At 64.0% G+C, this 25,609-nt stretch carries 24 protein-coding genes and 2 pseudogenes; 11 read left to right on the forward strand and 15 right to left on the reverse strand.

Features of this window, described 5'->3' with window-relative positions; all coding sequences use genetic code 11:
* Positions 1–56 precede the first annotated feature (56 nt).
* Positions 57–644 carry a TetR/AcrR family transcriptional regulator gene (locus MRBLMD1_RS11825; RefSeq protein WP_224025943.1) on the forward strand — a complete coding sequence of 196 codons (588 nt, stop codon included), beginning with the start codon at positions 57–59 and terminating at the stop codon, positions 642–644.
* A 696-nt stretch (positions 645–1,340) separates the two neighbouring features.
* Here the strand turns inward: MRBLMD1_RS11825 and MRBLMD1_RS11830 are convergent.
* From MRBLMD1_RS11830 to MRBLMD1_RS11845, 4 genes are read right to left on the reverse strand one after another with little or no spacing between them, the layout of a single operon-like run.
* Positions 1,341–2,102, reverse strand: a complete 762-nt coding sequence (locus MRBLMD1_RS11830; protein WP_364399692.1) for an SDR family oxidoreductase — start codon at positions 2,100–2,102, stop codon at positions 1,341–1,343.
* A 31-nt stretch (positions 2,103–2,133) separates the two neighbouring features.
* Positions 2,134–3,030 carry an amidohydrolase family protein gene (locus tag MRBLMD1_RS11835; protein WP_364399695.1) on the reverse strand — a complete coding sequence of 299 codons (897 nt, stop codon included), beginning with the start codon at positions 3,028–3,030 and terminating at the stop codon, positions 2,134–2,136.
* A complete protein-coding gene (locus MRBLMD1_RS11840; protein WP_364399698.1) occupies positions 3,027–5,015 on the reverse strand; it encodes an acetoacetate--CoA ligase in 1,989 nt (662 codons plus the stop codon). The genes MRBLMD1_RS11835 and MRBLMD1_RS11840 overlap by 4 nt, the downstream gene beginning before the upstream one ends.
* Positions 5,016–5,058: 43 nt before the next feature.
* Positions 5,059–6,411 carry an MFS transporter gene (locus tag MRBLMD1_RS11845; RefSeq protein ID WP_364399701.1) on the reverse strand — a complete coding sequence of 451 codons (1,353 nt, stop codon included), beginning with the start codon at positions 6,409–6,411 and terminating at the stop codon, positions 5,059–5,061.
* Between the two features lie 202 nt (positions 6,412–6,613).
* On the opposite strand from MRBLMD1_RS11845, the gene MRBLMD1_RS11850 reads away from it, so the two are divergent.
* From MRBLMD1_RS11850 to MRBLMD1_RS11880, 7 genes are all read left to right on the forward strand, one after another.
* Positions 6,614–7,393, forward strand: coding sequence for an IclR family transcriptional regulator (locus tag MRBLMD1_RS11850; protein ID WP_224025919.1), 780 nt, complete (start codon positions 6,614–6,616; stop codon positions 7,391–7,393).
* 130 nt (positions 7,394–7,523) lie between these two features.
* Positions 7,524–8,066 (forward strand): acetyl-CoA carboxylase biotin carboxyl carrier protein, encoded by a 543-nt coding sequence (locus MRBLMD1_RS11855; RefSeq protein ID WP_364399704.1) that lies wholly within the window; start codon positions 7,524–7,526, stop codon positions 8,064–8,066.
* The gene (locus MRBLMD1_RS11860) at positions 8,063–9,415 is read left to right on the forward strand and encodes an acetyl-CoA carboxylase biotin carboxylase subunit (RefSeq protein ID WP_364399707.1); all 1,353 of its coding nucleotides are present in this window, start codon (positions 8,063–8,065) and stop codon (positions 9,413–9,415) included. The genes MRBLMD1_RS11855 and MRBLMD1_RS11860 overlap by 4 nt, the downstream gene beginning before the upstream one ends.
* Entirely contained in the window at positions 9,412–10,914 is a 1,503-nt protein-coding gene (locus tag MRBLMD1_RS11865) for a pyruvate/oxaloacetate carboxyltransferase (protein WP_364399710.1), read from the forward strand. The genes MRBLMD1_RS11860 and MRBLMD1_RS11865 overlap by 4 nt, the downstream gene beginning before the upstream one ends.
* Positions 10,911–11,768: an HAD-IIA family hydrolase gene (locus MRBLMD1_RS11870; RefSeq protein ID WP_364399713.1), complete on the forward strand. Its 858-nt coding sequence runs from the start codon at positions 10,911–10,913 to the stop codon at positions 11,766–11,768. The genes MRBLMD1_RS11865 and MRBLMD1_RS11870 overlap by 4 nt, the downstream gene beginning before the upstream one ends.
* Positions 11,765–13,645 carry a PEP-utilizing enzyme gene (locus tag MRBLMD1_RS11875; protein ID WP_364399716.1) on the forward strand — a complete coding sequence of 627 codons (1,881 nt, stop codon included), beginning with the start codon at positions 11,765–11,767 and terminating at the stop codon, positions 13,643–13,645. The genes MRBLMD1_RS11870 and MRBLMD1_RS11875 overlap by 4 nt, the downstream gene beginning before the upstream one ends.
* Before the next feature lie 10 nt (positions 13,646–13,655).
* Complete coding sequence (locus MRBLMD1_RS11880; RefSeq protein ID WP_364399719.1) at positions 13,656–14,741, forward strand: PEP/pyruvate-binding domain-containing protein; 1,086 nt, start codon at positions 13,656–13,658, stop codon at positions 14,739–14,741.
* A gap of 194 nt (positions 14,742–14,935) precedes the next feature.
* On the opposite strand, the gene MRBLMD1_RS11885 is transcribed toward MRBLMD1_RS11880, so the two are convergent.
* From MRBLMD1_RS11885 to MRBLMD1_RS11915, 7 genes and pseudogenes are all read right to left on the reverse strand, one after another.
* Positions 14,936–15,079, reverse strand: coding sequence for a hypothetical protein (locus MRBLMD1_RS11885; protein ID WP_364399722.1), 144 nt, complete (start codon positions 15,077–15,079; stop codon positions 14,936–14,938).
* Between the two features lie 43 nt (positions 15,080–15,122).
* Positions 15,123–15,443 (reverse strand): carboxymuconolactone decarboxylase family protein, encoded by a 321-nt coding sequence (locus tag MRBLMD1_RS11890; protein WP_275181216.1) that lies wholly within the window; start codon positions 15,441–15,443, stop codon positions 15,123–15,125.
* 58 nt (positions 15,444–15,501) lie between these two features.
* Positions 15,502–16,086 (reverse strand): flavodoxin, encoded by a 585-nt coding sequence (locus MRBLMD1_RS11895; protein ID WP_364399725.1) that lies wholly within the window; start codon positions 16,084–16,086, stop codon positions 15,502–15,504.
* A 136-nt stretch (positions 16,087–16,222) separates the two neighbouring features.
* Positions 16,223–17,080 (reverse strand): aldo/keto reductase, encoded by an 858-nt coding sequence (locus MRBLMD1_RS11900; RefSeq protein ID WP_364399728.1) that lies wholly within the window; start codon positions 17,078–17,080, stop codon positions 16,223–16,225.
* 10 nt (positions 17,081–17,090) lie between these two features.
* The gene (locus MRBLMD1_RS11905; RefSeq protein WP_364399731.1) at positions 17,091–17,522 is read right to left on the reverse strand and encodes a (R)-mandelonitrile lyase; all 432 of its coding nucleotides are present in this window, start codon (positions 17,520–17,522) and stop codon (positions 17,091–17,093) included.
* 30 nt (positions 17,523–17,552) lie between these two features.
* Entirely contained in the window at positions 17,553–18,566 is a 1,014-nt protein-coding gene (locus tag MRBLMD1_RS11910) for an MFS transporter (protein ID WP_364399734.1), read from the reverse strand.
* A 61-nt stretch (positions 18,567–18,627) separates the two neighbouring features.
* Positions 18,628–18,927: pseudogene (locus MRBLMD1_RS11915) on the reverse strand (MFS transporter); the annotation flags it as partial.
* A 130-nt stretch (positions 18,928–19,057) separates the two neighbouring features.
* On the opposite strand from MRBLMD1_RS11915, the gene MRBLMD1_RS11920 reads away from it, so the two are divergent.
* Positions 19,058–19,942: a helix-turn-helix transcriptional regulator gene (locus MRBLMD1_RS11920; protein ID WP_275181211.1), complete on the forward strand. Its 885-nt coding sequence runs from the start codon at positions 19,058–19,060 to the stop codon at positions 19,940–19,942.
* A gap of 838 nt (positions 19,943–20,780) precedes the next feature.
* Positions 20,781–20,948, forward strand: coding sequence for a BBE domain-containing protein (locus MRBLMD1_RS11925; protein ID WP_364399737.1), 168 nt, complete (start codon positions 20,781–20,783; stop codon positions 20,946–20,948).
* Positions 20,949–21,077: 129 nt separating this feature from the next.
* Here the strand turns inward: MRBLMD1_RS11925 and MRBLMD1_RS11930 are convergent, their stop codons facing one another.
* Positions 21,078–21,926 (reverse strand): aldehyde dehydrogenase family protein, encoded by an 849-nt coding sequence (locus MRBLMD1_RS11930; RefSeq protein ID WP_364400423.1) that lies wholly within the window; start codon positions 21,924–21,926, stop codon positions 21,078–21,080.
* Positions 21,811–22,503 (reverse strand): aldehyde dehydrogenase family protein, encoded by a 693-nt coding sequence (locus MRBLMD1_RS11935; RefSeq protein WP_364399740.1) that lies wholly within the window; start codon positions 22,501–22,503, stop codon positions 21,811–21,813. Before MRBLMD1_RS11935 ends, MRBLMD1_RS11930 begins: the two co-directional genes overlap by 116 nt.
* 618 nt (positions 22,504–23,121) lie before the next feature.
* Here MRBLMD1_RS11935 and MRBLMD1_RS11940 point away from each other — a divergent pair.
* The gene (locus MRBLMD1_RS11940; RefSeq protein ID WP_364399743.1) at positions 23,122–23,853 is read left to right on the forward strand and encodes a hypothetical protein; all 732 of its coding nucleotides are present in this window, start codon (positions 23,122–23,124) and stop codon (positions 23,851–23,853) included.
* A 103-nt stretch (positions 23,854–23,956) separates the two neighbouring features.
* Here the strand turns inward: MRBLMD1_RS11940 and MRBLMD1_RS11945 are convergent.
* Together MRBLMD1_RS11945 and MRBLMD1_RS11950 are read right to left on the reverse strand one after the other, a co-directional pair.
* A pseudogene (locus MRBLMD1_RS11945) lies at positions 23,957–24,246 on the reverse strand (pyruvate kinase); the annotation flags it as partial.
* A 187-nt stretch (positions 24,247–24,433) separates the two neighbouring features.
* The gene (locus tag MRBLMD1_RS11950) at positions 24,434–25,609 is read right to left on the reverse strand and encodes a glycerate kinase (protein ID WP_364399745.1); all 1,176 of its coding nucleotides are present in this window, start codon (positions 25,607–25,609) and stop codon (positions 24,434–24,436) included.

Consider the following 25,609-nt stretch of genomic DNA (forward strand, 5'->3'; position numbering starts at 1 on the left):
GATCGTTCCGTCTGTCAAACTAGGATCAGGCAACGTAGGAATTGAAGGAGTATGCGATGCGCAGAACGGGTGAGGAAAACCGCCGCAATATTCTTGAGGTGGCCACGCGCCTGTTCTACACGCGGGGTATCAGGGCAGTGGGGATGGATACGGTCATCAAGGAGTGCGGCGTTGGCAACGCCACCGTTTACCGTCAATTCCCCACCAAGGATGCCCTCGCCACGGCCTACGTGGAAGGCCGCGCAGACGCCTGGTTCGAGCGCATGCGCAACACCGCCGGGGAACACGCGGACCCACGGGACAAGCTCATCGCCATTTTCGAAGTACTCGCCACGGACTGCGCCCGCAGCACCTACCGGGGATGCCCCATGCTGAATACCAACACTGAGTTTCCAGAAGGCCATCACCCGGCACACCAGGCAGCCGTTACCCACAAACAACAAATCCGAGACTGGTTCTACTCCTTGGCGGCTGAGGCCGGCGCCGACGAACCCGACCAGCTCGCCGAAGAACTCCTCATCGTCCTCAATGGGGCCTACGCCACCGCGTCCGTCCTTGACGGTGGCACGTACGGAAAACGCGCCGTCGAGCTGGCCCGGCGCCTCATCACCAGCGCCTGCGCGCCACGCGCTGCCATGACCTAGTTCCACCGCCAGCGGCGACCCGCAAACGAGCAACCGCTCAACAACACCCGCAGTCTCGCCGCCGGGCCTGATGCGCGGCAGAGCTTTGCAAGCCGACAGCCTGGTCAGCTTCGCTCCACCGGCAGCCCCACATGGATCATCGCACCTAACAGACCGGATGGCGGTCAAATCCAGAGCGATTTCGCGTCGACTAGGTCCAGCTTGAGCGTGACAACGCCTCCAACTGGGGCCTCAGATCGGTGCCAGCTCCAACACTGGAACCACCGAGGCAAGGGTTGATAGATTTCGCAGGGCATCACCCTCGCGGAACACTCATGAGTGCACTACCACTGTTGCAGCCTTCTCCAAGCACTCATCCTGGGCGCCGTACCAAGATACACAGAACGTTTTTCAGTCAAGCTTTGTCAACAGTAAGAAAGACCAAAAGAACCTGACCTGCGGAAACACTGTGCCCGAAGTGGGACTCGTACCGCATTCCAGGCCTTGCAACTACTGACGAGCCGCGCAAACATGCGGAATCCGGAGCCGTCCAAAGGCAGAGGCAACCCTCGGTGAAACAACTTGATGGCCCAAAACCACAAGCCCACCGTGAGCACGCCCTCGTCCATACCAACAGCCGGCCGCCCGGCGGGAGGGCTTGGAGTTTCGGGTGTATGTGTCCGTGGCTGGAGCGTCTGCGGTGGATCAGGGCAGTGCTTAGACGGCTGCCTTGGAGTCGGCATCGATGGGGAACATCTGGCCGGAGATGGTGCGGGCGTGCGGGCCTGCGAGGAACAGGATCAGGGCGGCGATGTCGTCCGGGTTGATGAACTTCTTCACGGACTGGTTGGCCATGGCGGAGTCGATTTCTTCCTGGACGGTGCGGCCGGAGACGGAAGCGCGGCCTTCGAAGACGCTCATGATGCGGGGGCCGTCCACGGCGCCGGGATGGATGGTGTTCGAGGTGATGCCGAACGGGCCAAGCTCCATGGCGAGGGTTTTGGCGAAGCCGACCAGGCCCCACTTCGTGGTGGAGTAGGCAACCCGGTTGGGGTACCCGAAGCGTCCGGCCAGGGAGGACATGGTGATGATGGACGCAGCATCGGAGTTCTTTAGCAGCGGGATGGCCTGCTGGGTCACGTTGAATGTCCCCTGAAGGTTCACGCCGACGACGGCGGCGAACGCGGCGGCGTCGTATTCCTCTACCGGGGCGGTGGGGCCGGCGATGCCGGCGTTGTTGACCAGGACGTCCAGGCCGCCTAGTTCATTGACGATATTAGCGAAAAGGGAGGCGACGGCGTCAGGATTGCTGACGTCTGTGACGGATCCGGTGATGTTCTCGAATTCGCCGGTGACGGCCTTGACGGCGTCGTCGTCGATGTCGGCGATGTGGACCTGGGCGCCGGCGGCAGTGAAGGCCTTGGCGGTGGCCAGGCCGATCCCGTTGGCTCCGGCAGTGATAAGTACGCGTTGTGACATGGCTTTTTCCTCGTCGGTAGTTGGGGCAGGCTCAGGCTCCGGCGAGGCCAAGCAGCCGGATGGCGTTCTCGCGCATGATCAGCGGCCTGACTTCGGGCTTGATGGCCAGTTTCTCAAAATCGGCGATCCAGCGGTCCGGTGGGATCATCGGGTAGTCGGAGCCGAACAGCACTTTGGTCCGCAGGAGTGAGTTGGCGTACTGCACCAGCTGCGGCGGGAAGTATTTCGGGGACCATCCCGAAAGGTCGATGTAAACGTTGGTGTGCCGCGCCGCGACGGCCAGTGCCTCGTCCTGCCAGGGAAACGACGGGTGGGCCATGATGATCTTCAGGTCCGGGAAATCCACGGCCACGTCATCGAGCACAATCGGGTTGGAGTATTTCAACCGGATTCCGCCCGAGCCCGGCATTCCGGACCCGATTCCGCTCTGTCCCGTGTGGAACAGCGCGGGAACCCCGAGTTCCTGGATGGCCTCGTACAGGGGGTAGGCCACTTGATCGTTCGGGAAGAATCCTTGCAGGTTGGGGTGGAATTTGAAGCCTTTGACTCCATATTCCTCAACGAGGATTTTCGCTTCCCGGACGCCGTTTTCCCCGCGGGCTGGGTTGATGCTGGCGAAGGGAATGAGGACGTCCGGGTGCGCTGCGGCCTGGCGGGCGATCTCACGGTTGGAGATGGGTGGGTGCCCGGTCTGTGATTCGTGGTCTACGGTGAAGACGACGGCGGCCATGTTGCGTTCGCGGTAATGCGCGGCCACGCTGTCGACGTTCAGTGGTTCGTGTGAGGTGCCGAAGTGCTTGCGGGCGGCTTCGCGGAAGTGCTCAGGCATGTCGGTGTGACCGTGGCCGTCGGCTTCGATATGGACGTGCATGTCGATGGCGACGAGGTCGGAAATATTCATGGGATTTGCGTTTCTGGTGGTAGTCATGCGGCGAATGCTTCCTTGATGAGCCGTACTGTCTCGCCGACATCATCGGGCTTCACCAGCACGCCTGGGTCCAGGGCATCGCCCAGCACGGCGCCCTGGATGACGCGCTTGAGTGGGATTTCGAGCCGCTTTCCTGAGGGGTTGCGTGGGATGCTGGGGACGAAGACGACGTCGTCGGGAACGTGGCGGGGCGACAGTTCCGTCCGCAGGGCACGGCGGACAGCGGACTCCAGTTGTGCCGTATCGGCACCTTCCTGGGCTTCAACGAGCAGCGCGAGACGGCCCATTCCCCCGGCGGGATCCTCAAAGTGCAGCACCATGCTGTCGTTGACCTGTGGCAGGCCATCGAGCACTGCGTAGAACTCTGCCGTGCCCAAGCGCACGCCGCCCCGGTTGAGGGTGGCGTCGGACCTGCCGGAAATCACCCACGTGCCACGTTCGGTCTCGATGAGCCAGTCGCCGTGTCGCCAGACCCCCGGGTACGCGCTGAAATAGCTGTCGGTGTACCGTTCGTTATCCTTGTCCCCCCAGAAGAACACCGGCATGGATGGCATGGGTTTGGTGGCCACGAGCTCGCCCGCCGTGCCGTGCAACGGCTGTCCGTCCCGGTCCCAGGATTCCACAGCCACGCCGAGTGGCCGGCAGGACATTTCGCCGGCGTAGACACCGGTCAGTGGGCTGGCGCCCAGGAACGCGGCGCAGATATCAGTACCCCCGGAGGTGGGGGCAAGCACAAGGTCCGGGCTGACGTCGTCATACACCCACCCCGCAACGTCCGCTGCGAGCGGCGAGCCGGAGCACTGGATCTCGCGGAGACGGCTGAGGTCCCAGGTCTTGCCGGGCGTGAGCCCGGCGTGGGCGCAGGCCGCGAGGTAGGCGGACCCCGTACCGAGGTACGTGGCCTCGGTTTCAGCCAGCACGGCCCACTGGGACCATTCGCCATCGAGCGAGGGCCAGTTGGGATCCCCGTCCATGAGGACGACGGCGGCGCCGGTCAGCAGGGTGGAGATTCCGAGAGTCCACACCATCCAGCCCGTGGTGGTGAACCAGAACGCGGTGTCCTTGGGGCCCATGTCAAAGTGCAGCCCCATGGCCTTGAAATGCTCCAGCAGGAGGCCGCCGTGCGAGTGCACGATGGCCTTGGGCTTGCCCGTGGTTCCGGAGGAGAACAGGACGGTCAGCGGGTGGGAAAACGGCACGGCCTCGAAGCGGACGTCGGCGTTCTCACGGGTGAAGTCAGCGTAGGCAATGGTATTGGCCGGAAGTGCGCAGTCCGGATCCAGGTATGGCAGCAGCACCACCTGGGTGTCCGGCAGCTCCATCCGGACCCGCAGCAGGTCGTCCGCCCGCGACAGGTCTTTCTTGCCCCAGCGGTAGCCGTCGATAGCTATGATCAGTTTCGGTTCAAGCTGGCTGATGCGGTCCACCACTGATTTGGGGCCCATTTCGGGCGGAACGGAGCACCAGATGGCGCCGAGGGCGGTTGTGGCCAGGTAGGCGGCCAGGGTCTGCGGGATGTTGGGCAAGTATCCGGCCACGCGGTCCCCTGTCACGATGCCTTGCCGAATCAGGCCCTGTTGGATGCGTCCGACCTCCGCCAGGAGCCGTCTGCCCGTCCAATCGGAACTGCTGGCGGTCTGGCTCCGGGCCTTGACCATGACGTCGTCCTGGCGGCCCCGGACCGCGCGGACAATGTGTTCGGTGTAGTTAATGGTGGCACCTGGGAACCAATCCGCACCCGGCATCCTGCGGTCGCCCAAAACTGCCTCGTACGGCGTATGGGAGATGATTTCGAAGTGGTCCCAAACTTCGGCCCAGAATTCTTCGAGGTTGTCCACGGACCACTGCCAGGCATCCTCATAGGAGGCGAAAGTCCGCCCTGTCTTCCGCTCGACGTCGGCCAGGAAGCGTCCCATCCGGGATGCGGACCATTCCTCGCGCTGGGGGGCGGCCCGCAGGAGGGTGCCGGTTTCAACTGAACGCATTCGTTTTCCTTCTGAGTCTTGACGAGGAGAGTGTGGGTTCCGCTTAGGCGGCAGGTGTGCTGGGGGCCAGGGTGGTGTCCGCGACTGCCGGAGGCTGTGTCCGCTTCAGTGATACGCCCAGCGACACAATGCACAGGGCGGAGGCCGCGAGCGGGATGGCGAAGAGGAAAAAGATCCGTTCCGGCTGCCAGCCGCCTGAGATCAGGTAGCCCACGAGGATGGGGGCAATGATGGATACCAGGCGACCCAGGCCGATCATCCAGCCGATGCCGGTGGCCCGTGCTTTGGCGGTATATACCTCAGGTGCTACGGCGTAAAAGCCTGCGATCCCCGCGGTGGTGAGGATGCCCAAGAAGAGGGCGACGACGACGGCGACGCTGATTTGGGTGAAGACCAGACCGAAGAGCAGGTATGCGGCCGCGGCCAGGCCAAGTGCCCAGACGAGCAGGCGGCGGCTACGGTACTTGATGGCAAGGCCGCTGAAGATGAAGCAGCCCAGGATGCCGCCGGCGTTGGCGATTACGCCGATAGTCACGCCGAGGGAGTCACTTCCCGAGGCTGCCGCAACGATCTTCGGGGTCCAGGTGTTGGCGAAGTAGTAGGCCGCCACCAGGCAGGCATAGCCGATCCAGAGTGCCAGTGTGCGGAAGCGCGTGGGACGGCTCAGAATCTCTGCCACGGCTCCCTGCTCCCGGACGGCTGCCGGGAGAGCGGGCAGCGCTGCCAAAGCCGGCCGGCCGATCTTGGCGAGGATGCCGTTGACCTTCAGCAGCGCGTTCCCCGGGCGGCGGACGAGGAGGTAGTCAAGGGATTCCGGCAGGAAACGCCAGGAAGTGAGGAGCATCATAACCGTCAGTGCCGCGCCGACAATAAAGACCGAGTGCCAGCCAAAAACGGGGATCATGGGACCTGCCACGAGACCGCCCACGGTGGCGCCGATCGGGTAGCCGGCCGCGTAAATGCCGATGATGGTGCCGCGGCGCTTGTCCGAGGAGTATTCAGAGACGAGCACGTTCAGGTTGGCCATCATGCCGCCTACGCCAAGGCCGGTGATGATCCGGAACGCCATCAGTTGGATGGGGTCACCGGCGAAGATGGAGAGCACCATGCCGATGCTGATAATGACCAGCGAGATCAGCGCCAGTTTCCGGCGGCCGATCTTGTCCGCGAGCGGAGTCAGGAAGATGGAGCCGGCGGCCATCCCGAACAGGCTGGCGCTGAGGAGGAAGCCAAGCGTCACGGGGTCCAGCCCCCACGCTTTCGACAGGCTGGGCGCGGCGTAGGCCATCACGGCCACGTCGAATCCGTCAATGAGGATCAGGGTCAAGGCAATCGCAACTGCCATCACCTGGAAACGGGTCATCCGCGACTGGCGGATTTGGGTCAAGACGTCCATATCTTCTTCCTTGGTGCCTAAAGATGGGGGTATGCAGTGAGCGTAGTCACGCGCGTAGGAGAGATTCCACAAGAATGTCAGAGATTTCGATCAGCAGAATTATGGGCCGCAAGCGTGGCGCCAGGCATTTGCAGCATTGTAGTAATAGCCGGGGCGAGTTTGCGTGCTAGTCAAGCGCTAAGTCGAGTGTCAGTATTCTCCTATGCAAAATTCCGAAAGCCCCTCCAGGCTCGAATCCGTTGACCGCGCACTTCAACTGCTGATGCTCCTGCGCGGGGGTGAATCCATCAGCGTCAAGGCCGCCGGAGAACGACTAGGTGTCGCCCCATCCACGGCGCACCGGCTTCTGGGTGCGCTGGTCGCGCGGGACTTTGCCGTCCAGGACCGGGAGCGGCGGTACCGTGCAGGTCCGCAGTTGACCCCTCATGGCGAGGCCAATTTCTCGGTCAACCAGTTGCGGCAGGTCGGCCGGCCGGCCCTGCAGAAGCTTTATGCCGATATCAACGACACCGTTCAGCTCATGGTTCTGACGGGGCCTCACATCCGCTTCATTGATGGCATCGAGTCCGAGGCGGCCCTTCACGTCAAAGCCAGGATGGGCGATCTCATGCCGGCCTACTGCTCAGCAGGCGGCAAGGCAATCCTGGCCGAACTCGGAAATATTGAGCTCGAGAAGATCTACCGGGGTGGCCTGACCCCCTGGCCCACCGCCAGGATTCACGCCCTGCCAGCCCTCAAGCGCCAGCTGGCAGCAGTGCGCAAGGCAGGCTATGCAACAAATTTTGAGGAAACGGAGCAGGGCGTCAGCGGCCTTGGCGTATGCGTCAGGGACTCGACGGGCAAGCCCATCGCGGCCTACACGACGGCCATCCCCACCGCACGATTCCAGAAATCGATGGTTGCCGATCACGTGCAGGCGCTCCAGGAGGCGGCATCGATGACGGAAAAGGGCCTCCTGAGAGCAGCAAACATTAGGGCCTAGATTGCGCAGAGCGGAATCTCTTCCCATTCCGTTGCGGACACCGGGATGCCTTCCTACGCTGAACCAAGTGGCACAGACCACATTCGGGCCTGATCAACGAGGACAGGCGTTACAGAAGGACATCCCGCACATGGACATCGACCTGGAAGAACTTGCGGCTATTATCGAGCAGCTGGACAAGACCGAGTTCACGGACTTTTTATACGAGAAGGGCGAACTGCGGCTGCATGTTCGCAGGGGCGGACACATTCCGGAGGGCGCAATCCACTCGCCCGAGTCCGCTGTCGCTGCTGCGGCACCACGGGTAGCCAGTGAGCCGGCACCAGCGGCAGCCGCTCCCCATCCCCCGGTGCCAGCCCCCGTCGTCGTAAATTCCCCTGCCCCCAATGGCCACTCCCCTGCCATCAGCCCTGATGCGCTTCCGGCCGGTCACATCCTCGTGACCGCACCGATGCTCGGCACATACTATGGGGCTCCCAAGCCCGGCGAGCCCGCTTTCGTCCAGGTGGGCGATGCCGTGTCCGCCGATGCCGTGCTGTGCATCGTCGAGGTCATGAAGCTTATGAACTCCGTGACCGCCGGCGCGGCCGGCGAGGTGGCTGCCGTTTTCGTGGAGGACGGAGACCTGGTGGAGTTCGAGCAGCCGCTGTTCGCCATCCGGGCCACGTCATGAACCACCGGATCTTCGTTGCCAACCGCGGCGAGATCGCGGTCCGCATCATTGAGGCCTGCGACCGGCTGGGCTACGACACTGTTCTCGGCGTCTCCAAGGCGGACAAGGACACCCTGGCCGCTAAACGGGCCGGCCGGGTCGTGACCATCGGTGGGCCAAGGCCTGCCGACAGCTACCTCAACATGAACGCCGTGATCCAGGCTGCCCTGTCCACCGGCTGCACGGCGGTCCACCCGGGCTACGGATTCCTCTCCGAACGTCCGGCCTTCGCCGAACTGTGCGCTGCAAACGGCCTGACCTTTATTGGTCCGTCGCCCGAGGCGCTGCGGGCACTCGGTGACAAGCTGACGGCCCGGCAGCTTGCCGAGTCCGTGGACGTTCCCGTCTCTGCGGGCGGCAACGCGCAAACGGCGGAGGAAGTGCGGCAGCTGGCCGAACGGATCGGCTACCCGATTCTCATCAAGGCAGCCCATGGCGGCGGCGGCCGCGGCATGAAACTCGTGGAAAGTACTTCGGAACTGGCCGAGGCCTGGCAAATGGCATCCTCCGAGGCGGAAGCGTCCTTCGGGGACGGCACCGTGTTCCTGGAGCGGTTCGTCCAGGATGCCAAGCACGTGGAGGTCCAGATCCTCGGGGACCGCCACGGCCACCGCGTCCACCTCGGCGAACGGGAATGTTCGGTGCAGTACCGCTATCAGAAAGTGGTGGAGGAAGCTCCCTGTACCGCCCTCCCGGGACCAACCCGCGCGTTGCTGTACCAGAGCGCTCTGCGCATCGCCGAAGCCCTGGACTATGTGGGCCTGGGCACCGTGGAGTTCCTTTACGACGTGCACCGTGATTCGCTCGCCTTCCTGGAGGTGAACCCGCGGGTGCAGGTGGAGCACCCTGTCACCGAGGCGATCACCGGCGTCGACCTTGTCCGCGAACAACTCCTGGCGGCGCTTGGCGAGCCACTTTCCTTTACCCAGGCAGAGGTCACCCTGACCGGCAACGCCATCGAATGCCGCATCACGGCGCAGGACCCGGAGAACGACCTGCAGCCTTCGCCGGGAACCGTCACCCGGTGGCGTCCTTCGGCCGCCGGCGGACTCAGGCTCGATACGCACATTTACGAGGGCTACCGCTTCCCGCCGTTCTACGACGCGTTGATGGCCAAGCAGGTTGCGTGGGCGCCGGACCGTGCCGCCGCCATCGAACGGATGGAGCAGGCCCTCGCAGCGTTCGAGATCGAAGGTGTCACCACCTCGCTGCCGCTGCTGCGCCGGATCCTGGCCCATCCGGTTTTCCGGGACAACACGGTGACCACCCACTGGCTGAACGAACTCATGATGGAAAAGGTGAATTCATGACCGAGGTCAAACTTGTCGATGTCTCCCTCCGGGACGGCAACCAAAGCATTTGGGGTGCCACCGGAGTCACCACCCGCATGGTCCGGGGCGTCGCTCCGCTGCTGGACCAGGTGGGATACCACGCCATCGAGCTGGCCTCCAGCACCTTGATGGCCACGGCCGTGCGGTATCACCAGGAGGACCCGTGGGAGCGGCTGCGGGTCGCCCGCGACCTGATGCCCAACACACAGCTCGGCTTCCTCACCACGGGGAAAAGGTTCATCACGTTCCACCGCACCCCGGACGCCGTCTTCGAACTTGCCTTCCGACTGCTGGCCCGCAACGGCGTCAAACGGCTTTGGGTGATCGATCCGATGCATGACATGGAGGGCGCGAAACGGACAGCTGAAATGGCCAAGCGGGTGGGGTTCGAGGAGGTGATCGGCGGTATCTGTTACACCACCAGCCCCGTCCACACGGACGAGTACTTCGCAATGAAGGCCAAGGAACTCGACGACTGCAACGCCATCGACAGCGTCTATTTGAAGGACCCGGCAGGGCTGCTGACACCGGACCGGGTGAAGAGCCTGGTTCCGCTGCTGCGGTCCAGCCTCACCAGCACCCGGCTGAACGAGATCCACTCGCACAGCACCACCGGTTTGTCCCCCATCACCGTCCTGGACGCGGCGGACCTCGGCATCGAAACCATCCACTGCGCCCTGCCGCCGCTGGCCAACGGAAGCTCGCACCCGGAAGCCCAGCGGCTGGTCCATAACCTGCGGGCCCGCGGCCACAACGTCAACGTGGATCTGGAGGCCATGGCCAACGCGTCCGCCTACCTGCAACGCCAGGGGCGGATCAAGAACCTGCCCGCCGGCAGCCCCAATGAGTACGACGAAGCCTACTACCGGCACACCATTCCCGGCGGGGTGCAGTCCACCACCCGCCGGCAGCTCGGAGAAATCCGGCGCGCCGACCTGTTTGACCAGGTGATCGAGGAGTCCGTGCAGGTCCGTGAAGACCTGGGCTGGCCGATCGTGATGACCCCGTTTGCGCAGTACATCGTCACCCAGGCCACCCTCAACGTTATTACGGGTGAGCGGTACAAGCAGATCTCCGATGAGGTCATCGACCTGCTCCGCGGTGACTTTGGACCGTTGCCCGGCGCCGTGAATCCCGAACTGATGGACAGGGCCATGGCCACCAAACGCGGACAACAGCCTATTAACGACGGCGGCGAGGTAACCATCGCGGACCTGCGGCGGCGCTTCGGAGCCACGATCAGCGACGAGGAACTGCTGCTCCGGGCAGTCATGCCCGCCGAGCAGGTGGACACCATGTACGCCGCGAAAAAGAATTCGGCCACCTCAACGCTGCAGCGCCTTCTCGCAGCAGTGCACGACCGGCCCTCCACCTCCGTGTCCATCAGCGACGGCACCACGAAATTCTCCATCCAACGCGGGCCAGGCACCAAAGCCGGCACCGGAGCCGACAGTGCCGCACAGGGAGCTACAGCATGAATGATCTGATACAGAACTCCCGCGGCTGGGTACTGGATGTCGATGGTTGCCTGATGCGCACAAAACGCGCCGGCGGTGCCGGCGGGGAAGCCATGCCCGGCGCCGCCGAACTGGTGGCAGCGCTCTACGCAGCCGGACACGCCGTCGTCGTTTGTACCAACGCCTCGGAGAAGACCCCGGCCGAATACGCCGCACACCTCCGGTCACAGGGAATCGGAATCCGGGACGAGGATTTCGCCACCGCCGGCAGCGCAGCCGCCGAGTACATCGCGCACCGGCATCCCGGGGCCAGGGTGCTGGCGCTCGGCGCGGAGGGTCTGACCGCCCCACTGCGCAGCCTGGGCATGAACCTCGCCGATCCCGCCCTACCGGAACTGGCCGACGTCGTGGTCGTGGGGGCCGCAAACGGATATAGCACCGAACAAATCAACGCGGCCAGCCTGGCGGTCGATGCCGGCGCCCCGCTCTACACCACTGTGGACGTGCCGTGGTTCCATGGCGGCCTGGGCAAGTCCGTGTGCGTCTCGGCAGCCATCGCCAACGCCGTCGGCTGGACTGCCGGAGCCGTCCCCCAGGTGCTGGGAAAACCCTCGGCCGCCCTGGGCGAAACGCTGCTGCGCCGGCTGGGCCTTCCCGCCGCGGAGGTCACCGTGGTCGGCGATGCCACCGTCGAAATCGACCTCGCACGGTCGATGGGTGCCAACAGCGCCCTGGTCCTCTCCGGCGCAACCTCTCCGGGCCTGCTTGCCACGCTCGAAGGAGCTGCCAGGCCGGATCTCGCCCTGGCGGACGTCGCCGAACTGCTTGAATTCCTCACCCCCTCCCTTTCACTGTCGCAAGGAGCCACATCATGACCGAAACCACGCCGGGCAGCGCAGCCCGCTTCCCGTTCTTCAGCGAGTCCACCGCCCCGGCCGGCGGTGAGGGCTGGGAGTCGATGTATCCCTATTACCTCGTCCCCAGCGAGGAAACTACTGAACACGAGAATGCCCAGTTCTGGTTCGCCGACACCATGCACTGGTCGCGCGGCTGCCACCCGTTCGACAGCATCGGCGCCGAGGCCGTGTACCTGGGCGTGGGAACGTTCAGCACCCGCATCTTCGCGCTGCCCGTGTCGCTGGGACTGGACGTCCGGGTTGTCAACGGGTATGTCTACATCTCGCCGCTGGGCGTGGAGGACCCCGCCCGGATCCGGGAGCGCGTGGCCATCTTCCAGGAACGCGCCGGCTACTACTACGCCAACTGGGACGAGCTGTACGGAAAGTGGAAGACCAAGATGGAAGGCGCCATCGATTCCCTTCGCACCATCGAATTCCCCCGGCTCACCGAATACGACCCCGCCGAGGTGGTCTCGGAAGCACGCGGCCGGTCCTCGGCCATGGCCGTCATCGAAAATTACCACCGGCTGATCGATGAATTCTTCTCCATCTGGCAGTACCACTTCGAATTCCTGAACCTGGGCTACGGCGGCTACATCACCTTCTTCCAGTTCTGCAAGCAGGCCTTCCCGCTCATCAGCGAGCAGTCCATCTCCCGCATGGTGGCCGGCGTCGATGTCCTCGCCTTCCGCCCGGACGACGAACTGCGCAAGCTCGCGGCGCTCTCCCACGAGCTGGGCCTCAACAGCATCATCACCGGTGACACCGGCCCCGACGCCATCCTCGCCGCGCTGGCCGAATCCACCAACGGCCGGACCTGGCTGGCGGCGTTCGAAGAGGCCAAGGACCCCTGGTTCAACTACTTCGCCGAGTACGGGTTCACCCATGACCAGGAAACCTGGGCCAGCGACCTCTCCATCCCGCTGCAGGGCATCTCACGGTACGCGCTCAAGATTGCCAACGGCGAAGACATCTCCCGGCCCATCGAGCGGCTCCGCGAAGAGCGGGACGAGATCGTGGACGAATACCGGGCCCTCCTCACCGGCGATGAAGCACGACAGTTCGACGAACTGCTCGGACTGGCCCGAAAGGTCTTCCCCTACATCGAGGAACACAACATCTACGTAGAGCACTGGTCCCACAAAGTCTTTTGGGAAAAAGCGTGGGACCTGGCGCGCTTCCTGGTCGATGCCGGCTTCCTCGACACCGCCGAAGACATGTTCTACCTGAACCGTTTCGAGCTGGACACCGCTCTCTTTGACGTGGTGGACTCATGGGCCATCGGCGTTCCTGCCCGCGGCAAGAAGCGCTGGCAGGCAGAAATCGCCCGCCGCCGGCCCATCGTCGCAGCGCTCCAGGCAGCCAGCGCCCCGCCCGCCTACGGCATCCCGCCGCAGCAGGTCACGGACCCGTTTGCCGTGATGAACTACGGTGTCACCACCGAACGCGTGCAGGACTGGCTCGGCGCCTCCGACGGCGCCACGGACAAGCTCAACGGCATCCCGGGGTCCCTCGGCATCGTCGAAGGCACCGTTAGGGTCCTGCGTTCCGAAAAGGACCTTCCGCTCCTGCAGACCGGCGAAATCCTGGTGGCTCCGATTACCGCGCCGTCGTGGGCAGCGGCCTTCGCCGTAGCCACCGGCGTCATCACCGACATTGGAGGCATGATGTGCCACGCCGCCATCGTCTGCCGCGAGTACGGCATACCTGCCGTGGTCGGCACTGGCTTCGCCACCGCCCGCCTGACCACCGGCCAAAGGGTAAGGATCGACGGCAAGGCGGGCACCGTCGTCGTACTTGAACCCGCCCCCGAAACCGTTCACGCCACCGACACCGCTGCAGTGGTCAGCTAGGAGCTTGACTGTGTATATCCACGAATTCACCGACCCCGCCTGCCAGGACGTCAGGGAAGTGGGCGGCAAGGCCGCCGGCCTCGCCCAGATGACGGCCGAAGGGCTGCCCGTGGCACCCGGCTTCGCCGTGACCGCTGCGGCCTACCGGGCCTACCTTGAGGCGGATGGACTGAAGGAGTTCACCCGACGCGTGCTGGACGGGCTGGGCAGCGGGCGGGACCAGGCAGCGTTCGACGACGCCGCGCACCGCATCAGCCAACGGTTCGCCGACGTGCCCATCCCGGCAGAGGTGGCAGACGCAGTGCGCGGGGCTTACACGAAGCTGTGCACCGAAACAGGGGTGGAGAACATCGCGGTGGCCGTGCGCTCCAGCGCAACGGCTGAGGATTCCGTGGGCGCCAGTTTTGCGGGCGAGTTCGAAACCTGGGTGGACATCGTGGGTGCGGACGAGGTCCTGAAGTACGTGCATGAGTGCTACGTCAGCGTCTTTGCCGGGCGGGTCCTGTCCTACCTCTCCGAGAAGGACATCGATCCCCACGCCATCGAGATGGCTGTGGTGATCCAGAAGACCGTGCGGGCACGCGCGGCAGGCGTGATGTTCACCCTCAGCCCCACCAGCGGTGACCGCTCCAAAATCGTGCTGGAAGCCAGCTGGGGCCTGGGGCTGTCGGTGGTCGGTGGTGAGGTGACCCCTGACCGGTTCGTGGTGGACAAGGTGGGTCTGGGCATTGCCGACCGGTCACTGGGTAACAAGATCATCGAATACCGCAGCGGAGACGCGCCGGTGGACGTTCCTGCTGAACGCCGGAACATCCTGTGCTTGCAGGACGACGAAGTAGTTGCCCTGGCCACGCTCGGCAAGAAGCTCGAACGGATCCATCAGGCACCCCAGGACATCGAGTTTGCCGTGGACGAAGAACTCCCCGAGGGCAGTAACTTGATCCTGCTTCAGTGCCGTCCAGAGACAGTCTGGTCCAACGCAGACCGGAAGCCGGCTTTCGACGCCGCAGCGGGCATGATGTCCTGGATTACCGGCAGCATCTCCGGCACGGCCACCCCGCCTGCACACGCGCACGGAGCCTCACACCAACACTAAGAAATGTGGTCATTGGACCATTTACCAACGGCAGGGGACGCCCGCACCACAGTGCGGCAGCCCCTGCCGTTCGCACTACCGCTGAAGGCTAGTCCGAGCTGCCCGCGCTCTGCCCGCGCCAACTCCACCGTGGATGCCGGGCACGTCGAAAAGTGCGGACATTGTCCATACCCCCCTTCGGGGGCCATCAAGGACTACTGGGGGACCAGATGCCTGGAAATCTCTGCGGCAGAGTCCAGTAAGTCGATATAGCCCGCGCCGGCTCCGACGACGAGGTCGAAGCCTTCATCCGTGGTGAAGCCATGCAGGTAACCGTTAGCCCAGAGCAGCAGCACCATGAGCGTCCACGCCGTCCGCTTGTCCCCGTCAATGAGTGGAGCGTTAGAGGGCGAAGATTTCCTTTGCAACTGTGATAGCTGACATGGCTTTGGGCCATCCGGCGTAGAAGGCGAGATGGATGATTGCCTCTTTGAGTTCAGTTTCGGTTAGTCCGTTCGCCCGTGCTCTGATTAGGTGTCCGCGGAGCTGGTCAGTGCTGCCGCTGGTGATCAGACTGGCGACGGTGACGAGGCTGCGGTCCCGGGGTAAAAGTTCGGTTCGTTCCCAGACATCGCCGAAGAGGACGTTGTCCGTGAGGTCAACGAGTTTCGGGGCGAAGTCGCCAATGAGTTGCTGGGCCCTGGTCTGGTGTGAGTCGCTCATGATGGTCCTTTGGGAGTTGGTGTGATGGTGCAGATTCTGCTGGCCCGGCGTGCCGCCGCTACTGTGCCGGGAGGAGTCCGGTGCCGCGCGCCCAGGATTGGATGGCGGTTCCTGCGGTGCGGACTTCTTCGCCTTTGACAGCGAGGCCTTTCCCGATCGTCGCGCCGGGGCAGGACCGACTGTAGTCACGGACGGTGTTGCCCAGGCCGCTCATGGCGTGGGTGGTGACGGGATGGACGGTTTTACCGGTGAAGTCGTAGTTTTCAGTGAAGGTGGTCATGATCATTGGTGCCCTGACGTTCCAGATGCCGCTGGCCAGGATGACGGTGTCGTACTGGTCGATGACGGGCAGCTGGTTGCCGATCCCGGGGCGGGCGTCCTGATTTTGTTCGCGGACGTTTCTGGCGACGGTGGCGTCGTAGCTGTTGGGGTAGGGGTCGGCCGCCTCGATGCGATGCACGTCGCACGGGATCAGGCCGCTGATCAGGCCGGCGAGGACGGCGGTGTTGCCGACATCGAGGCTGGAGCGGCCGCCGTAGTAGTAGTTCTCGCCGGCCCTGGAAAAGTAGGCGAGCAGAACGTGTTGGCCGTCCTGGCCTGATGTTGCTGTTTTTGGGGACGGTGTTGTGTCTGCTGGGGGCACTGTGCGGGTTCCTTGGGGTGTGCAGGCTGCTGTTGCGGCCGTGATGAGGGCGCCGGTCAGGCCGGCGGCCGCCGCTTGAAGGGCGGACCGCCGACTGGCGTCTAACTCGCTGGTGACCAATGGGCGTGCCTTGGTGTTAGCTGTAGCGCCGGTTGCCGAGCCAGCTGACCATGGCGGGGTCACGGTGGTCGAAAAAGAGGCTGGTGCCGGTGTCCAGTGTCGTGATCTGCTTCATCTGGTCTTCGGTAAGGGTGAAGCCGAAGACGTCCAGGTTCTGGGCCATGCGCCCGGGCCGGACAGACTTGGGGATCACGACGACGTCGCGCTGGATGAGCCAGCGGAGCACGACCTGGGCGACGGACTTGCCGTGTTCGTCGGCGATGGCGCTGAGGGTCGGGTCGGTGAAGAGGTTGTTCTTGCCTTCGGCGAATGGTCCCCAGGATTCGATTTGCACGCCGCGTTCGCGCATGAGTTCCTGGTCGGCGGCGCGTTGGTGGAATGGGTGGGTTTCAATCTGGTTCACGGCCGGGACGATTTCGTTGTGGTCGATGAGGTCAACGAGCCGGTCTGGGTGGAAGTTTGAGACGCCGATGGCCCGGGTGAGGCCTTCCTTGTTCAGGTCTTGCATGGCGCGCCATTCGCTGTAGTAGTCACCGAGTGGCTGGTGGATCAGGTAGAGATCGAGGTAGTCCAGGCCGAGCCGGTTCAGGGAGTTCTGGAAGGACTGCTTGGTGTCGTCCTGGACGTTGCCGGTGGGTGCGTGCTGGATCCACAGCTTGGTGGTGATGAACAGTTCCTCGCGGTTGATGCCGCTGGCTTTGACCGCGGCGCCGACGGCCTGTTCGTTGCCGTAGGACGCGGCGGTGTCCAGGTGCCGGTAGCCGGTTTCGAGGGCTGCTTCGACGGCGGCCTGGGTTTCTTCTTCGGGGATCTGGAAGACACCGAAGCCGAGGATGGGCATTTTGATGCCGTTGTTGAGCGTGACGTTCTTCATGGGTTGTTCCTTAGCGTTGTTCTGCTGTTGTTTGTGGGTGGGTTTTGGACTGGGCGGCCTGGTAGTCCTGGTCACTGACGGGTTCGAGCCACGTTGCGGTGTGGCCGTCGTCGTGCTCGACCAGGGCCAGATGGCACAGGCGGGAGTCCGGGGTTGCGCCGTGCCAATGTTCTTCTCCGGGACGGGTGTGGACGGTTTCTCCGGCGTGCATCAGGATGACTGTCCCGTCCCGGGTGGCGACCAGTCCTGTTCCGTCGGTGCAGTGCAGTGTTTGGCCCAGTGGGTGGGAGTGCCAGTGGGTCCGTGCCCCGGGGGCGAACCGGACCATCGCGAATCCGAGCCGGGAAGGGCTTTCAGCTGAGTGCAGTGGGTTCAGGTACACGTCGCCGGTGAACTTTTCGTCCGGTCCTTTACTCGTGGGTCCCGGAACTGCGAGGCGCATGCCTGCTCCTTTCGTTGCTGTTGGGTCTGGTCAGGTGGTTGCGTGCCGCCGGCGTTGGAATGCCAGAGACGCGACTACGAGAACGATGAGGACCACGGCGGTGGCGCCGAGGCTGGCGCGCAGCCCGGTGATGAACTCGCCGCTGGCAATCACCGCGCCGAAGATGGCCACCCCGAGGGAGCCGCCGACTTGCCGGGCGGTATTGACTACGCCGCTGGCGGTGCCGGCCCGTTCGGCGGGTACGCTGTCCATGACCTGGGCGATGATGGACGGGACGGTGAAGGAACCGCCGACCCCGACCGGGACCATAAGCGCTGAGACGAGCAGGACCGGTGCGTCTGCTGGCAGCAGGCACAGTCCGGCCAGGCCGCCGGCCATGATCAGTTGGCCTGCGGCGATCATAGCTGCGTGCCCGTACTTGGCCATGAGACGGGCGATCCAGGGGTTCAGGATGGCGACAAGGGCCGTCATCGGAAGGAAGAGCAGCCCGGTTTCCAGGGCAGAAGCGCCGCGCTCCTGCTGGAAGTAGAGGCTTTGAACGAACACGATGCCATAGAAACCGGCCATCGTGACCACAGCAATGGTCAGTGCGGTGGAGACGGCACGGGAGCGGAACAAATCCAGCGGAATCATCGGATGCCACCCCCGGGCCTGGGCGATGATGAACGCGGTGATGGCCACGACGGCGACGGCGAACATGAGAATGATGGCAGGACTTCCGTACCCGGCCTCGGCGCCTTCGATGATGCCGTAGGTCAGGGCTGCCAGTCCGACGACGGCGCTGATCTGTCCGGTCCAGTCGAACGGTTCCGGCCGGCGGGGTGATACCGCGACGCGGGAAAGGATGCCGAGCGAGACGGCTCCGACGGGCAGGTTGACGAAGAAGATCAGCCGCCAGTCGAGCTGCGTGAGAAGCCCGCCCAGCACCGGTCCCGCGGCAGCCGCGACGGAACCGCCCAGCCCCCAGTAAATAATGGCCCGGCCACGGGCTGCAGCGTCGTGGTAAGCCTCGCGGATCAGGGCCAGGGACGCCGGCGTGATCATCGCTCGCGCCGATGCCCTGCAAAATACGGGCCCCGACCAAGGCCGGGAGCGAGGGGCTCATCGCGCAGGCACCGGAAGCAACAACGAAGAGGATCATGCCCAGCCCGTAAGCGCGCCGCGCCCCGGCCCGGTCGGAGAACGTCCCGGCGAACAGCTGGAGGGCGGAAAACATCAGGGTGTAGCCGGTCACGACCCACTGCAGACCCGACAGACCACCGCCGAGGTGGTTGTGGATCGCGGGCAGGGCAACGTTGACGATCTGGGCATCCAGGGCGACAACGAAGAACCCCAGCATCGCCACGGCCAGGGATGTCCTGGGCCGGGCATCCACTGCCGGGCTGCTGGCGGTAGACACGGACATGGTGTCCTTTCGAAGTTCTGGAACGGTCTGATTCCAGAAAACCAGCCGCTTCCTGCGCGCGGGAGTGTCTGTTGTGCGGTGTACTGGCAGTTCCTGTTAGACCACCGCGGGCCGCCGTAGCCTAGAACCCATGGACACCACCAACGACGTCCGCGAGTTCCTCATGAGCCGCCGGGCGCGCATTACCCCGACCCAGGCGGGGCTGCCCGCCTACGGAGGAACCAGGAGGGTCGCCGGGCTCAAACGCGAGGAAGTCGCCATGCTCACCGGCGTCAGTACCGAGTACTACGCCCGCCTCGAACGAGGCAACCTCCGGGGAGTGTCGGACTCCGTTCTTGACTCCCTCGCCCGGGCACTACAGCTGGACGAGGCAGAACGCGCCCACCTGTTCGACCTGGCCAAAGCCGCCGCACCAGCCCCCGTATCCGGACCACGGCGGGCACGGGCTGAGGTGCGTCCCAGCATCGAAAGAGTCCTGGCCGGAATGACCGGGACACCGGCCTACGTCCGGAACGCCCGCACCGACGTGGTCGCTGCCAACAACTTATGCTTCGCCCTCTACACCGGCATCCTCAGCCCCGAGACCCTTCCGGTGAACCTCGCACGGTTCATGTTCTTGGACCCGCGCTCCAGGGACTTCTTTGTTGAATGGGATACTCTCGCCAATGACTTCGCCGCCGCCATGCGCACCGAATCCGGCAGTAACCCGCGCGACCGTGCGCTCAACAGCCTTATCGGTGACCTGGCCGCGGGCAGCACTGAATTCTCCACCCGGTGGGCGCGACATAATGTCCGCTTTCACCGGACCGCACGCAAGACCATGCGCAACCCACTCGTTGGAGAGATTGAACTTACCGGAGACGCGCTGGAACTCCCCGGCGAAGGGCTGACACTGATCGCATACTCAGCCGAGCCCGGCAGCCACGCCCAGGACCAGCTCGACTTCCTTGCCAGCTGGGCCGCGAGCAACAACGCCAAGATTGAACAACTACCCGTCAACCCATCGTCGGCTTGATCGCCCATGACATGTACCGATCAAAGAATGCCGCCATTTATCGGCAAACTCCACAGACCGGAGCCATGTGTCTCATAACCCAGGGTGCCTCAAATCGCAAGCGTTTCGAGGCAGAGGGGCGGCAGGCGAGAGCTAGCCTGACTGCCGCGGGCACCCGCAGAGGGCATCCGAAGACGACGTGTTGGGCCCCACCTGACATCGGGCCCAAGTTCACTCGGCCTTCGATAAAGCAGACGTAGGTGTGGACACTATCCACACCCTCTTTGGCAGGACAAACCTGTGGGCGCGACTCTTGTGGGCACGCACTAAGACCCCCTCACCAGGGGTGCTCTTCAGTGAAATCGCAGAGGTCATGTCGCTGCCGCTCCCGCGGCCCAAGGAATAGGTGTGGTCCACCCTGTGCCCGCTCGACAGAAACCGGAAACAAGGAACTGAATTACGAACGCAAGCTTTGTACACACGTCAAAGGAAAAATCGCCCCTGACGAGGCAGCACCATGTGCTGTGAATCGCAGCGGTAACCGGCGGTATTTTTACAGCGCTATTTGTCACCATGCGGGCCGCAAGAGGACCCCTCGCCGGACGTCAATGGCGGCCGCTGACCGAGTCGTTCATCCTCTTGCTGAGGGCAAACAGGAAAGACCGTCACCACTTGGTAGTTTCGACGTAGTCAATCCGTCTTCCCTGTCTAATTTCCTCAGCTTCGGCGCTGCGGGTTTCCGTCCCGCCGCCCCTACGCCGGCCCGAGACTGCTTCATCCTGCGCTTGGCCTGTTCCAGCTCGCCGCAGCGGAGGAGCTTGTACCGCTGGGTATCCGCGTTTCCCCCCGCTACATCGAGGTGATAGCCGCCGGTGGAGGCGGGCGCTCCGGTCAGCGCAGCGATTCGAGTCAGGTCAGCCTATGGAGAGCAAAATACGAACGGCTGACGGGCATCAAGCCCGAATGGGATCCGGAGAACATGTTCCGCTGCAACGCCAACATCCGCCACGGGACCCAGGCCACGTGACCGTGGGCGCGGACCACGACAGTGGTCTTCTTCCTGACAACGCCTGGAATTCTTCTTTGAGAGCCAGGAAGCGTGGCATGGCCCCAGCCCCTTATGCAGATTGCCGGATCGCAGGCTTTGCCCGCCGCCCTAACGGGCAGGGTGGACGTAAGTCTTGTATTCCTGGAACTCCTCGAGGGCTCGAGGTCCTCTAAGGCGGCCCAGGCCGCTTTGCTTGAACCCGCCCTCCTCGAACTGGTCGGCCATGACAACCCAAGAGTTGGTCCACACGGTTCCGGCCAGGAGACGTCGGGCCACCCTAAGGGGCCGATCGACGTCCCTACTCCAGATCGCCGCGGAGAGCCCATAGCGGGTGCCATTGGCCAATGCAACGGCCTCATCCTCGCTGCCGAAGACCTCAAACGTCGCCACGGGGCCAAAGACCTCCTCTTGGACGAGTTCGCTCTCCACGCGGTCGACCTCGAGGAGACTCGGGCGGTACAAGGCGCTGCCGTCGGCGACGACGCCACCACGAACCAATGGCTTCGCCCCCGCATCGATGGCCCTGCGTACGAACCCGTCGACACGGCGAGCACTGGCCTCGTCGATCAGGGGGCCCATGTCACTGGCTGGATCGTCGCCGGGACCCACCACCACGGCCTCGAGGGCCGCGGTGAGCCGTTCCCGAAGCTTGCCGCTGACGCCGCGCTGCGCGAGGACCCGGCTCCCCGTCATGCAGAACTGCCCGGAAAAGACCGTCACGCCCTTCGTCAGGACAGGCACGGCAGCATCCAGGTCGGCGTCGTCAAATACGATCATGGGTGTCTTCCCGCCGAGCTCGAGCAAGACCCGCTTGAGCGAGGGCGCAGCGCCCGCCATGATCTCACGGCCCACGCGCGTGCTTCCGGTGTACGAGAGCGCGCCGACGAGCGGCGACGCGACAAGCTCCCGTGCGAGCAGGTCCCCGGACTCGGTCAGCGAGCTGAGGACACCCGGCATAGATCTCGTGGAGGATGCCATTCACTAGCCCGGTTTGCGAGGGCATCTTCACCACCGCGGTGCAGCCGGCAGACAGCGCCGGGGCAAATGAACGGACCGAGAGGATGACCGGCGAATTCCAAGGGACGATGACCCCTGCAACACCGACCGGTTCAGGCATCGAGGTCACGTGAACGCCTGCGCGGACCTCTGCCGCGCGTCCGGTCGAGGTTAGGGCCAGCGCCGCGCAGTAGCGGAGCGTCGCGGGCGCCCCTCCCACCTCGCCGCGGGCCTCCCCGACGAGCTTTCCGTTTTCCCGCGAAAGCATCTTCGTTAGCTCCGGGCTGCGACCCTCAATACGGTCCGCGAGCTGACTGAGCACTTTGTGCCGGAGTTGCCTGTCAGATGCCCAGTCGGTCTCGTCAAACGTCCTGCGGGCGCCCGAAAGCGCGGCCTGTATCTGCGCCGCGTCGGCTTCGGTGTACGTTCCCAGAACGGACCCGTCCGCCGGCGACCGTGACACGCTCCCCTCGGAGCCGACGATGAGTTCACCGTCGACGAAGTTCCCCGCTTCTGCCCCGCGCGTCCCGATGGTCATGCCCGTCTCCTCACGGTGTGGCGCACCTGCACGCCGGGGCCCGCCTACGCTGCAGGCACGCGCAACCGGGAAACTGGTCGGTAATGCCAAGAGGACTTGCAGATCGGGGGTGGTTAGAACGCGATGCTACTGCCACACCAACCTCACCACCAGCCCTGCCGTCCAGACCCAGCCCGGAGCGGCAAACACCCCCTACACACGGCCGGGACTCGCCACGGGTTCAACGCCAGGACGGACCAAATGAAGGTTCTCTCACCAGCGTCCCCCGCCCGCGCAGGCATCAGACGACGAGGAGTGCCCTCGCTCCGCTCCAAACCCGACGCTAGTCCTGAAAATCCAAGGGTAACGAGACGTCAGCTACCGTCATATCTCTCTGGCTCGTTAGACCCGGACGGTGAAGGTGCCGCCAATTGGCGTTTCCTCGCCGCTGCTTCAGGGCGCTCCTGCCATTTCGGGATTGCATGAGTCGAATCTATTTCCGGGCAGTTCGTCATTGTCACGGGTCCTGCCCCGGAGGAGACTTGAGGCGACGGCATCCCATCCTGGGGCCGCCCGCGGGGCCAGCCGGCTGCGGGGCCTCACAGTAACCTGTAGCGGCTTGGTGGATCGATGAGCTCCATGACACCCCTCGAAAAGGACGCTAAGCGGTCGCGCCATCTGTTGCCCTTGGTGGCTATCGCACTAATTGGCTGTCTCGGCGGGTGCGAGTACCAATCTAACGACGCTTCCCTCCCGTCTACCAGTTCTCCGATCACGGAGGCCCGCACGGTCCCGCCGCTGCCAGCGCGTGGCGATATCGACGCCGGCACATACCTCGTCCCCGTCGCCGGATACAAGGAGCCTTTCAAAATCACCGTGCCAGACGGCTGGCTTGCTCTCGACGGCCACAGCCTGGGCAAGGACGACCCGGATCACCCGGCTGAGTGGGCCGTCTCCCTGACTCTTTCGCCCGCGTACTACGTGGCGATGGATGCATGCACCTGGAGGGGCGCCCTTGCCGATTTCGGTCCGTCGGCCAAGGCCTTCGTTGATGCGATGGCGGCGCAGTCGTCTACGGCAAGCACCCCGCCCGTCAAGGTCATGGTAGGCACTTACTCCGGCTTCGAGTTCGACCACTCCGTCGAGGGCAACGTGGACATCACAGCCTGCAACGGCGGCAAGTTATGCATCCACTCAGAAGATAGACAAGACTGCTCACGCTGGTACTCAACCCAGAATCAACACGAAACCTACCCGGTGGTCGACCTGAACGGCAAGCGGGCTGTCGTCGCGGTGGGCCACATCGACGAATCGATCAATCCGGAGCTGATGAGAGAGGCACGCGCCGTCTTCGACTCGATCGTGTTCTAGTCCGACAAGTGACCAGCTGAACCGATAAGCGATCCCGCCCTCGGGCGCCGGCTCCTTCTCTGAACCCCCCTGCATGTCTCATAACCGAAGCGCGGCGAATTCGGGGAACGTCCTCGGTGGTGATGGTGAAGATGTCCCCGACAGCGAGGGCGTGCGGGCCGTCAACGAAGCGGCCCAGGCGGATCTTGGGACCTTGCAGGTCGGCCATGATGGCCACTGCCTTGCCCAGATCGGAGGCCGCCTTGCGGACATTTTCGTAGGTGTTGTCGTGCACGGTGTAGTCGTTCTGCATGATAACCGGGCGACGTCAACGCCGGCTTCCAGCACGGCGAGGGTGTTTTCGTAGCTGGCAATTGCCGGGCCGAACGTAGCCACAATTCTTGCGCGTCTCATATACCTACCAAATGGTTCATTTGTACGGAATTGATGTTGAGCCAGAAGCTGCTTTGGCCTGCGGTGCCTCTAAAGCCGTCCCTGATGCCCGACGGTTGAAGTTGCATGGGGTGGGGATCATCGCCCGGGACTCCCACAAAAAGGCACCCGCCCGTGACCGCAGGGCGGGTGCTTTGGGTTTCCCGCGCTACGTGAAGCTGAGCTGCAGGAGGTTTGTTCCTATGTCTTTGCCGATTTTTTGCAGCAGGGAGGCGGAGAGTTGGGGGTCTTTGGATGAGTCCTGGTCGGTGTACTCGGCCAGGGTGAATACCTGGGTCAGGTGCATGTCCGGCCACCGTTCCTTGGGGAGCAGGGAGCGTCCGGCGACGGCGATGATGGGCCGGCTTCCTGAGCGCCGGGCCACGGCGGCGGGTAGTTTTCCGGCGAGGGTTTGTTCGTCGATGCTGCCTTCGCCGGTGATTACGACGTCGCAGGTGTCTTTGCGGGCGTTGAAGTCCAGCAGGTCGAGGAAGTAGTCAGCCCCGGAGACCTGTTTGGCGCTCAGCAGCAGGCAGGCGTAGCCGATGCCTCCGGCGCTTCCCGCACCTTCGTGTGCTGCCAATCCCTCCGCGTCCGGGAATCCTGCTTCTGCCATCTTCGTCACAAAGTGGCCCAGGCTTTCGTCGAGGAATGTCACGTCCTGTGCTGCCGCGCCTTTTTGGGGCCCGAAGACCGCTGGTGACCCGTTGGGGCCGCGGAGGGGGTTATGGACATCGCTGGCGACGATCAGTTCTGTGCCGGCCAGCTGCGGCAATACGGTTCGGCGGACGTAATCTATTTGTCCCAGCACTGATCCGCTGCCTTCGAGCCGGTGACCTTGCCCGTCGTAGAAGGTGAAGCCGAGAGCCGACAGCAGTCCCATGCCACCATCGGTGCTGGCGCTGCCGCCCAAAGCCAGGACAATCCTTGCAGGGTTGAGGCTGAGCGCGAACAGGACCGCGTCGCCGAACCCACGACTGGAGGATTTCAACACCTCCAATTTGCCGCCCGGTAACAGAGCGAGGCCGCAGGTATTGGCTACTTCTACCACCGCTGTTGTGCCGTCGAAGGCGATGCTGGTCTGAACGGGAGCTCCGGTCGGACCAGCGACGATGTGGCTGTGCCGAGTGAAACCCGCGGCGACGGCGGCGTCGACGCTGCCGTCGCCGCCGTCGGCCAGGGGCAGCAGTTCGCACTGGATCGCTCCAGTTTTACCGGCTTTGTCAGCCGCGGAGCGAAGCCCCGCTGCCAGGGCATGTGCAACCTCGTTGGCGGTGAGACTGCCCTTGAACTTGTCGGGGGCGATGAGTGTTCGCACGGTTTTCAGGGCGGTAGTGCTGGTCAT

Origin of the sequence: Pseudarthrobacter sp. LMD1-1-1.1, from assembly GCF_040676255.1 — a bacterium.
In the GTDB taxonomy this organism is placed as follows: Bacteria; Actinomycetota; Actinomycetes; order Actinomycetales; family Micrococcaceae; genus Arthrobacter.

What these genes read in the sequence shown, in the direction of transcription:
- MRBLMD1_RS11825 (WP_224025943.1), top strand. Translation starts at nt 57, where the DNA reads ATGCGCAGAACGGGTGAGGAAAACCGCCGCAATATTCTTGAGGTGGCC.
- MRBLMD1_RS11830 (WP_364399692.1), bottom strand. Translation starts at nt 2,102, where the DNA reads ATGTCACAACGCGTACTTATCACTGCCGGAGCCAACGGGATCGGCCTG.
- MRBLMD1_RS11835 (WP_364399695.1), bottom strand. Translation starts at nt 3,030, where the DNA reads ATGACTACCACCAGAAACGCAAATCCCATGAATATTTCCGACCTCGTC.
- MRBLMD1_RS11840 (WP_364399698.1), bottom strand. Translation starts at nt 5,015, where the DNA reads ATGCGTTCAGTTGAAACCGGCACCCTCCTGCGGGCCGCCCCCCAGCGC.
- MRBLMD1_RS11845 (WP_364399701.1), bottom strand. Translation starts at nt 6,411, where the DNA reads ATGGACGTCTTGACCCAAATCCGCCAGTCGCGGATGACCCGTTTCCAG.
- MRBLMD1_RS11850 (WP_224025919.1), top strand. Translation starts at nt 6,614, where the DNA reads ATGCAAAATTCCGAAAGCCCCTCCAGGCTCGAATCCGTTGACCGCGCA.
- MRBLMD1_RS11855 (WP_364399704.1), top strand. Translation starts at nt 7,524, where the DNA reads ATGGACATCGACCTGGAAGAACTTGCGGCTATTATCGAGCAGCTGGAC.
- MRBLMD1_RS11860 (WP_364399707.1), top strand. Translation starts at nt 8,063, where the DNA reads ATGAACCACCGGATCTTCGTTGCCAACCGCGGCGAGATCGCGGTCCGC.
- MRBLMD1_RS11865 (WP_364399710.1), top strand. Translation starts at nt 9,412, where the DNA reads ATGACCGAGGTCAAACTTGTCGATGTCTCCCTCCGGGACGGCAACCAA.
- MRBLMD1_RS11870 (WP_364399713.1), top strand. Translation starts at nt 10,911, where the DNA reads ATGAATGATCTGATACAGAACTCCCGCGGCTGGGTACTGGATGTCGAT.
- MRBLMD1_RS11875 (WP_364399716.1), top strand. Translation starts at nt 11,765, where the DNA reads ATGACCGAAACCACGCCGGGCAGCGCAGCCCGCTTCCCGTTCTTCAGC.
- MRBLMD1_RS11885 (WP_364399722.1), bottom strand. Translation starts at nt 15,079, where the DNA reads ATGGTGCTGCTGCTCTGGGCTAACGGTTACCTGCATGGCTTCACCACG.
- MRBLMD1_RS11890 (WP_275181216.1), bottom strand. Translation starts at nt 15,443, where the DNA reads ATGAGCGACTCACACCAGACCAGGGCCCAGCAACTCATTGGCGACTTC.
- MRBLMD1_RS11900 (WP_364399728.1), bottom strand. Translation starts at nt 17,080, where the DNA reads ATGAAGAACGTCACGCTCAACAACGGCATCAAAATGCCCATCCTCGGC.
- MRBLMD1_RS11905 (WP_364399731.1), bottom strand. Translation starts at nt 17,522, where the DNA reads ATGCGCCTCGCAGTTCCGGGACCCACGAGTAAAGGACCGGACGAAAAG.
- MRBLMD1_RS11910 (WP_364399734.1), bottom strand. Translation starts at nt 18,566, where the DNA reads ATGATCACGCCGGCGTCCCTGGCCCTGATCCGCGAGGCTTACCACGAC.
- MRBLMD1_RS11920 (WP_275181211.1), top strand. Translation starts at nt 19,058, where the DNA reads ATGGACACCACCAACGACGTCCGCGAGTTCCTCATGAGCCGCCGGGCG.
- MRBLMD1_RS11930 (WP_364400423.1), bottom strand. Translation starts at nt 21,926, where the DNA reads ATGCCGGGTGTCCTCAGCTCGCTGACCGAGTCCGGGGACCTGCTCGCA.
- MRBLMD1_RS11935 (WP_364399740.1), bottom strand. Translation starts at nt 22,503, where the DNA reads ATGACCATCGGGACGCGCGGGGCAGAAGCGGGGAACTTCGTCGACGGT.
- MRBLMD1_RS11940 (WP_364399743.1), top strand. Translation starts at nt 23,122, where the DNA reads ATGACACCCCTCGAAAAGGACGCTAAGCGGTCGCGCCATCTGTTGCCC.
- MRBLMD1_RS11950 (WP_364399745.1), bottom strand. Translation starts at nt 25,609, where the DNA reads ATGACCAGCACTACCGCCCTGAAAACCGTGCGAACACTCATCGCCCCC.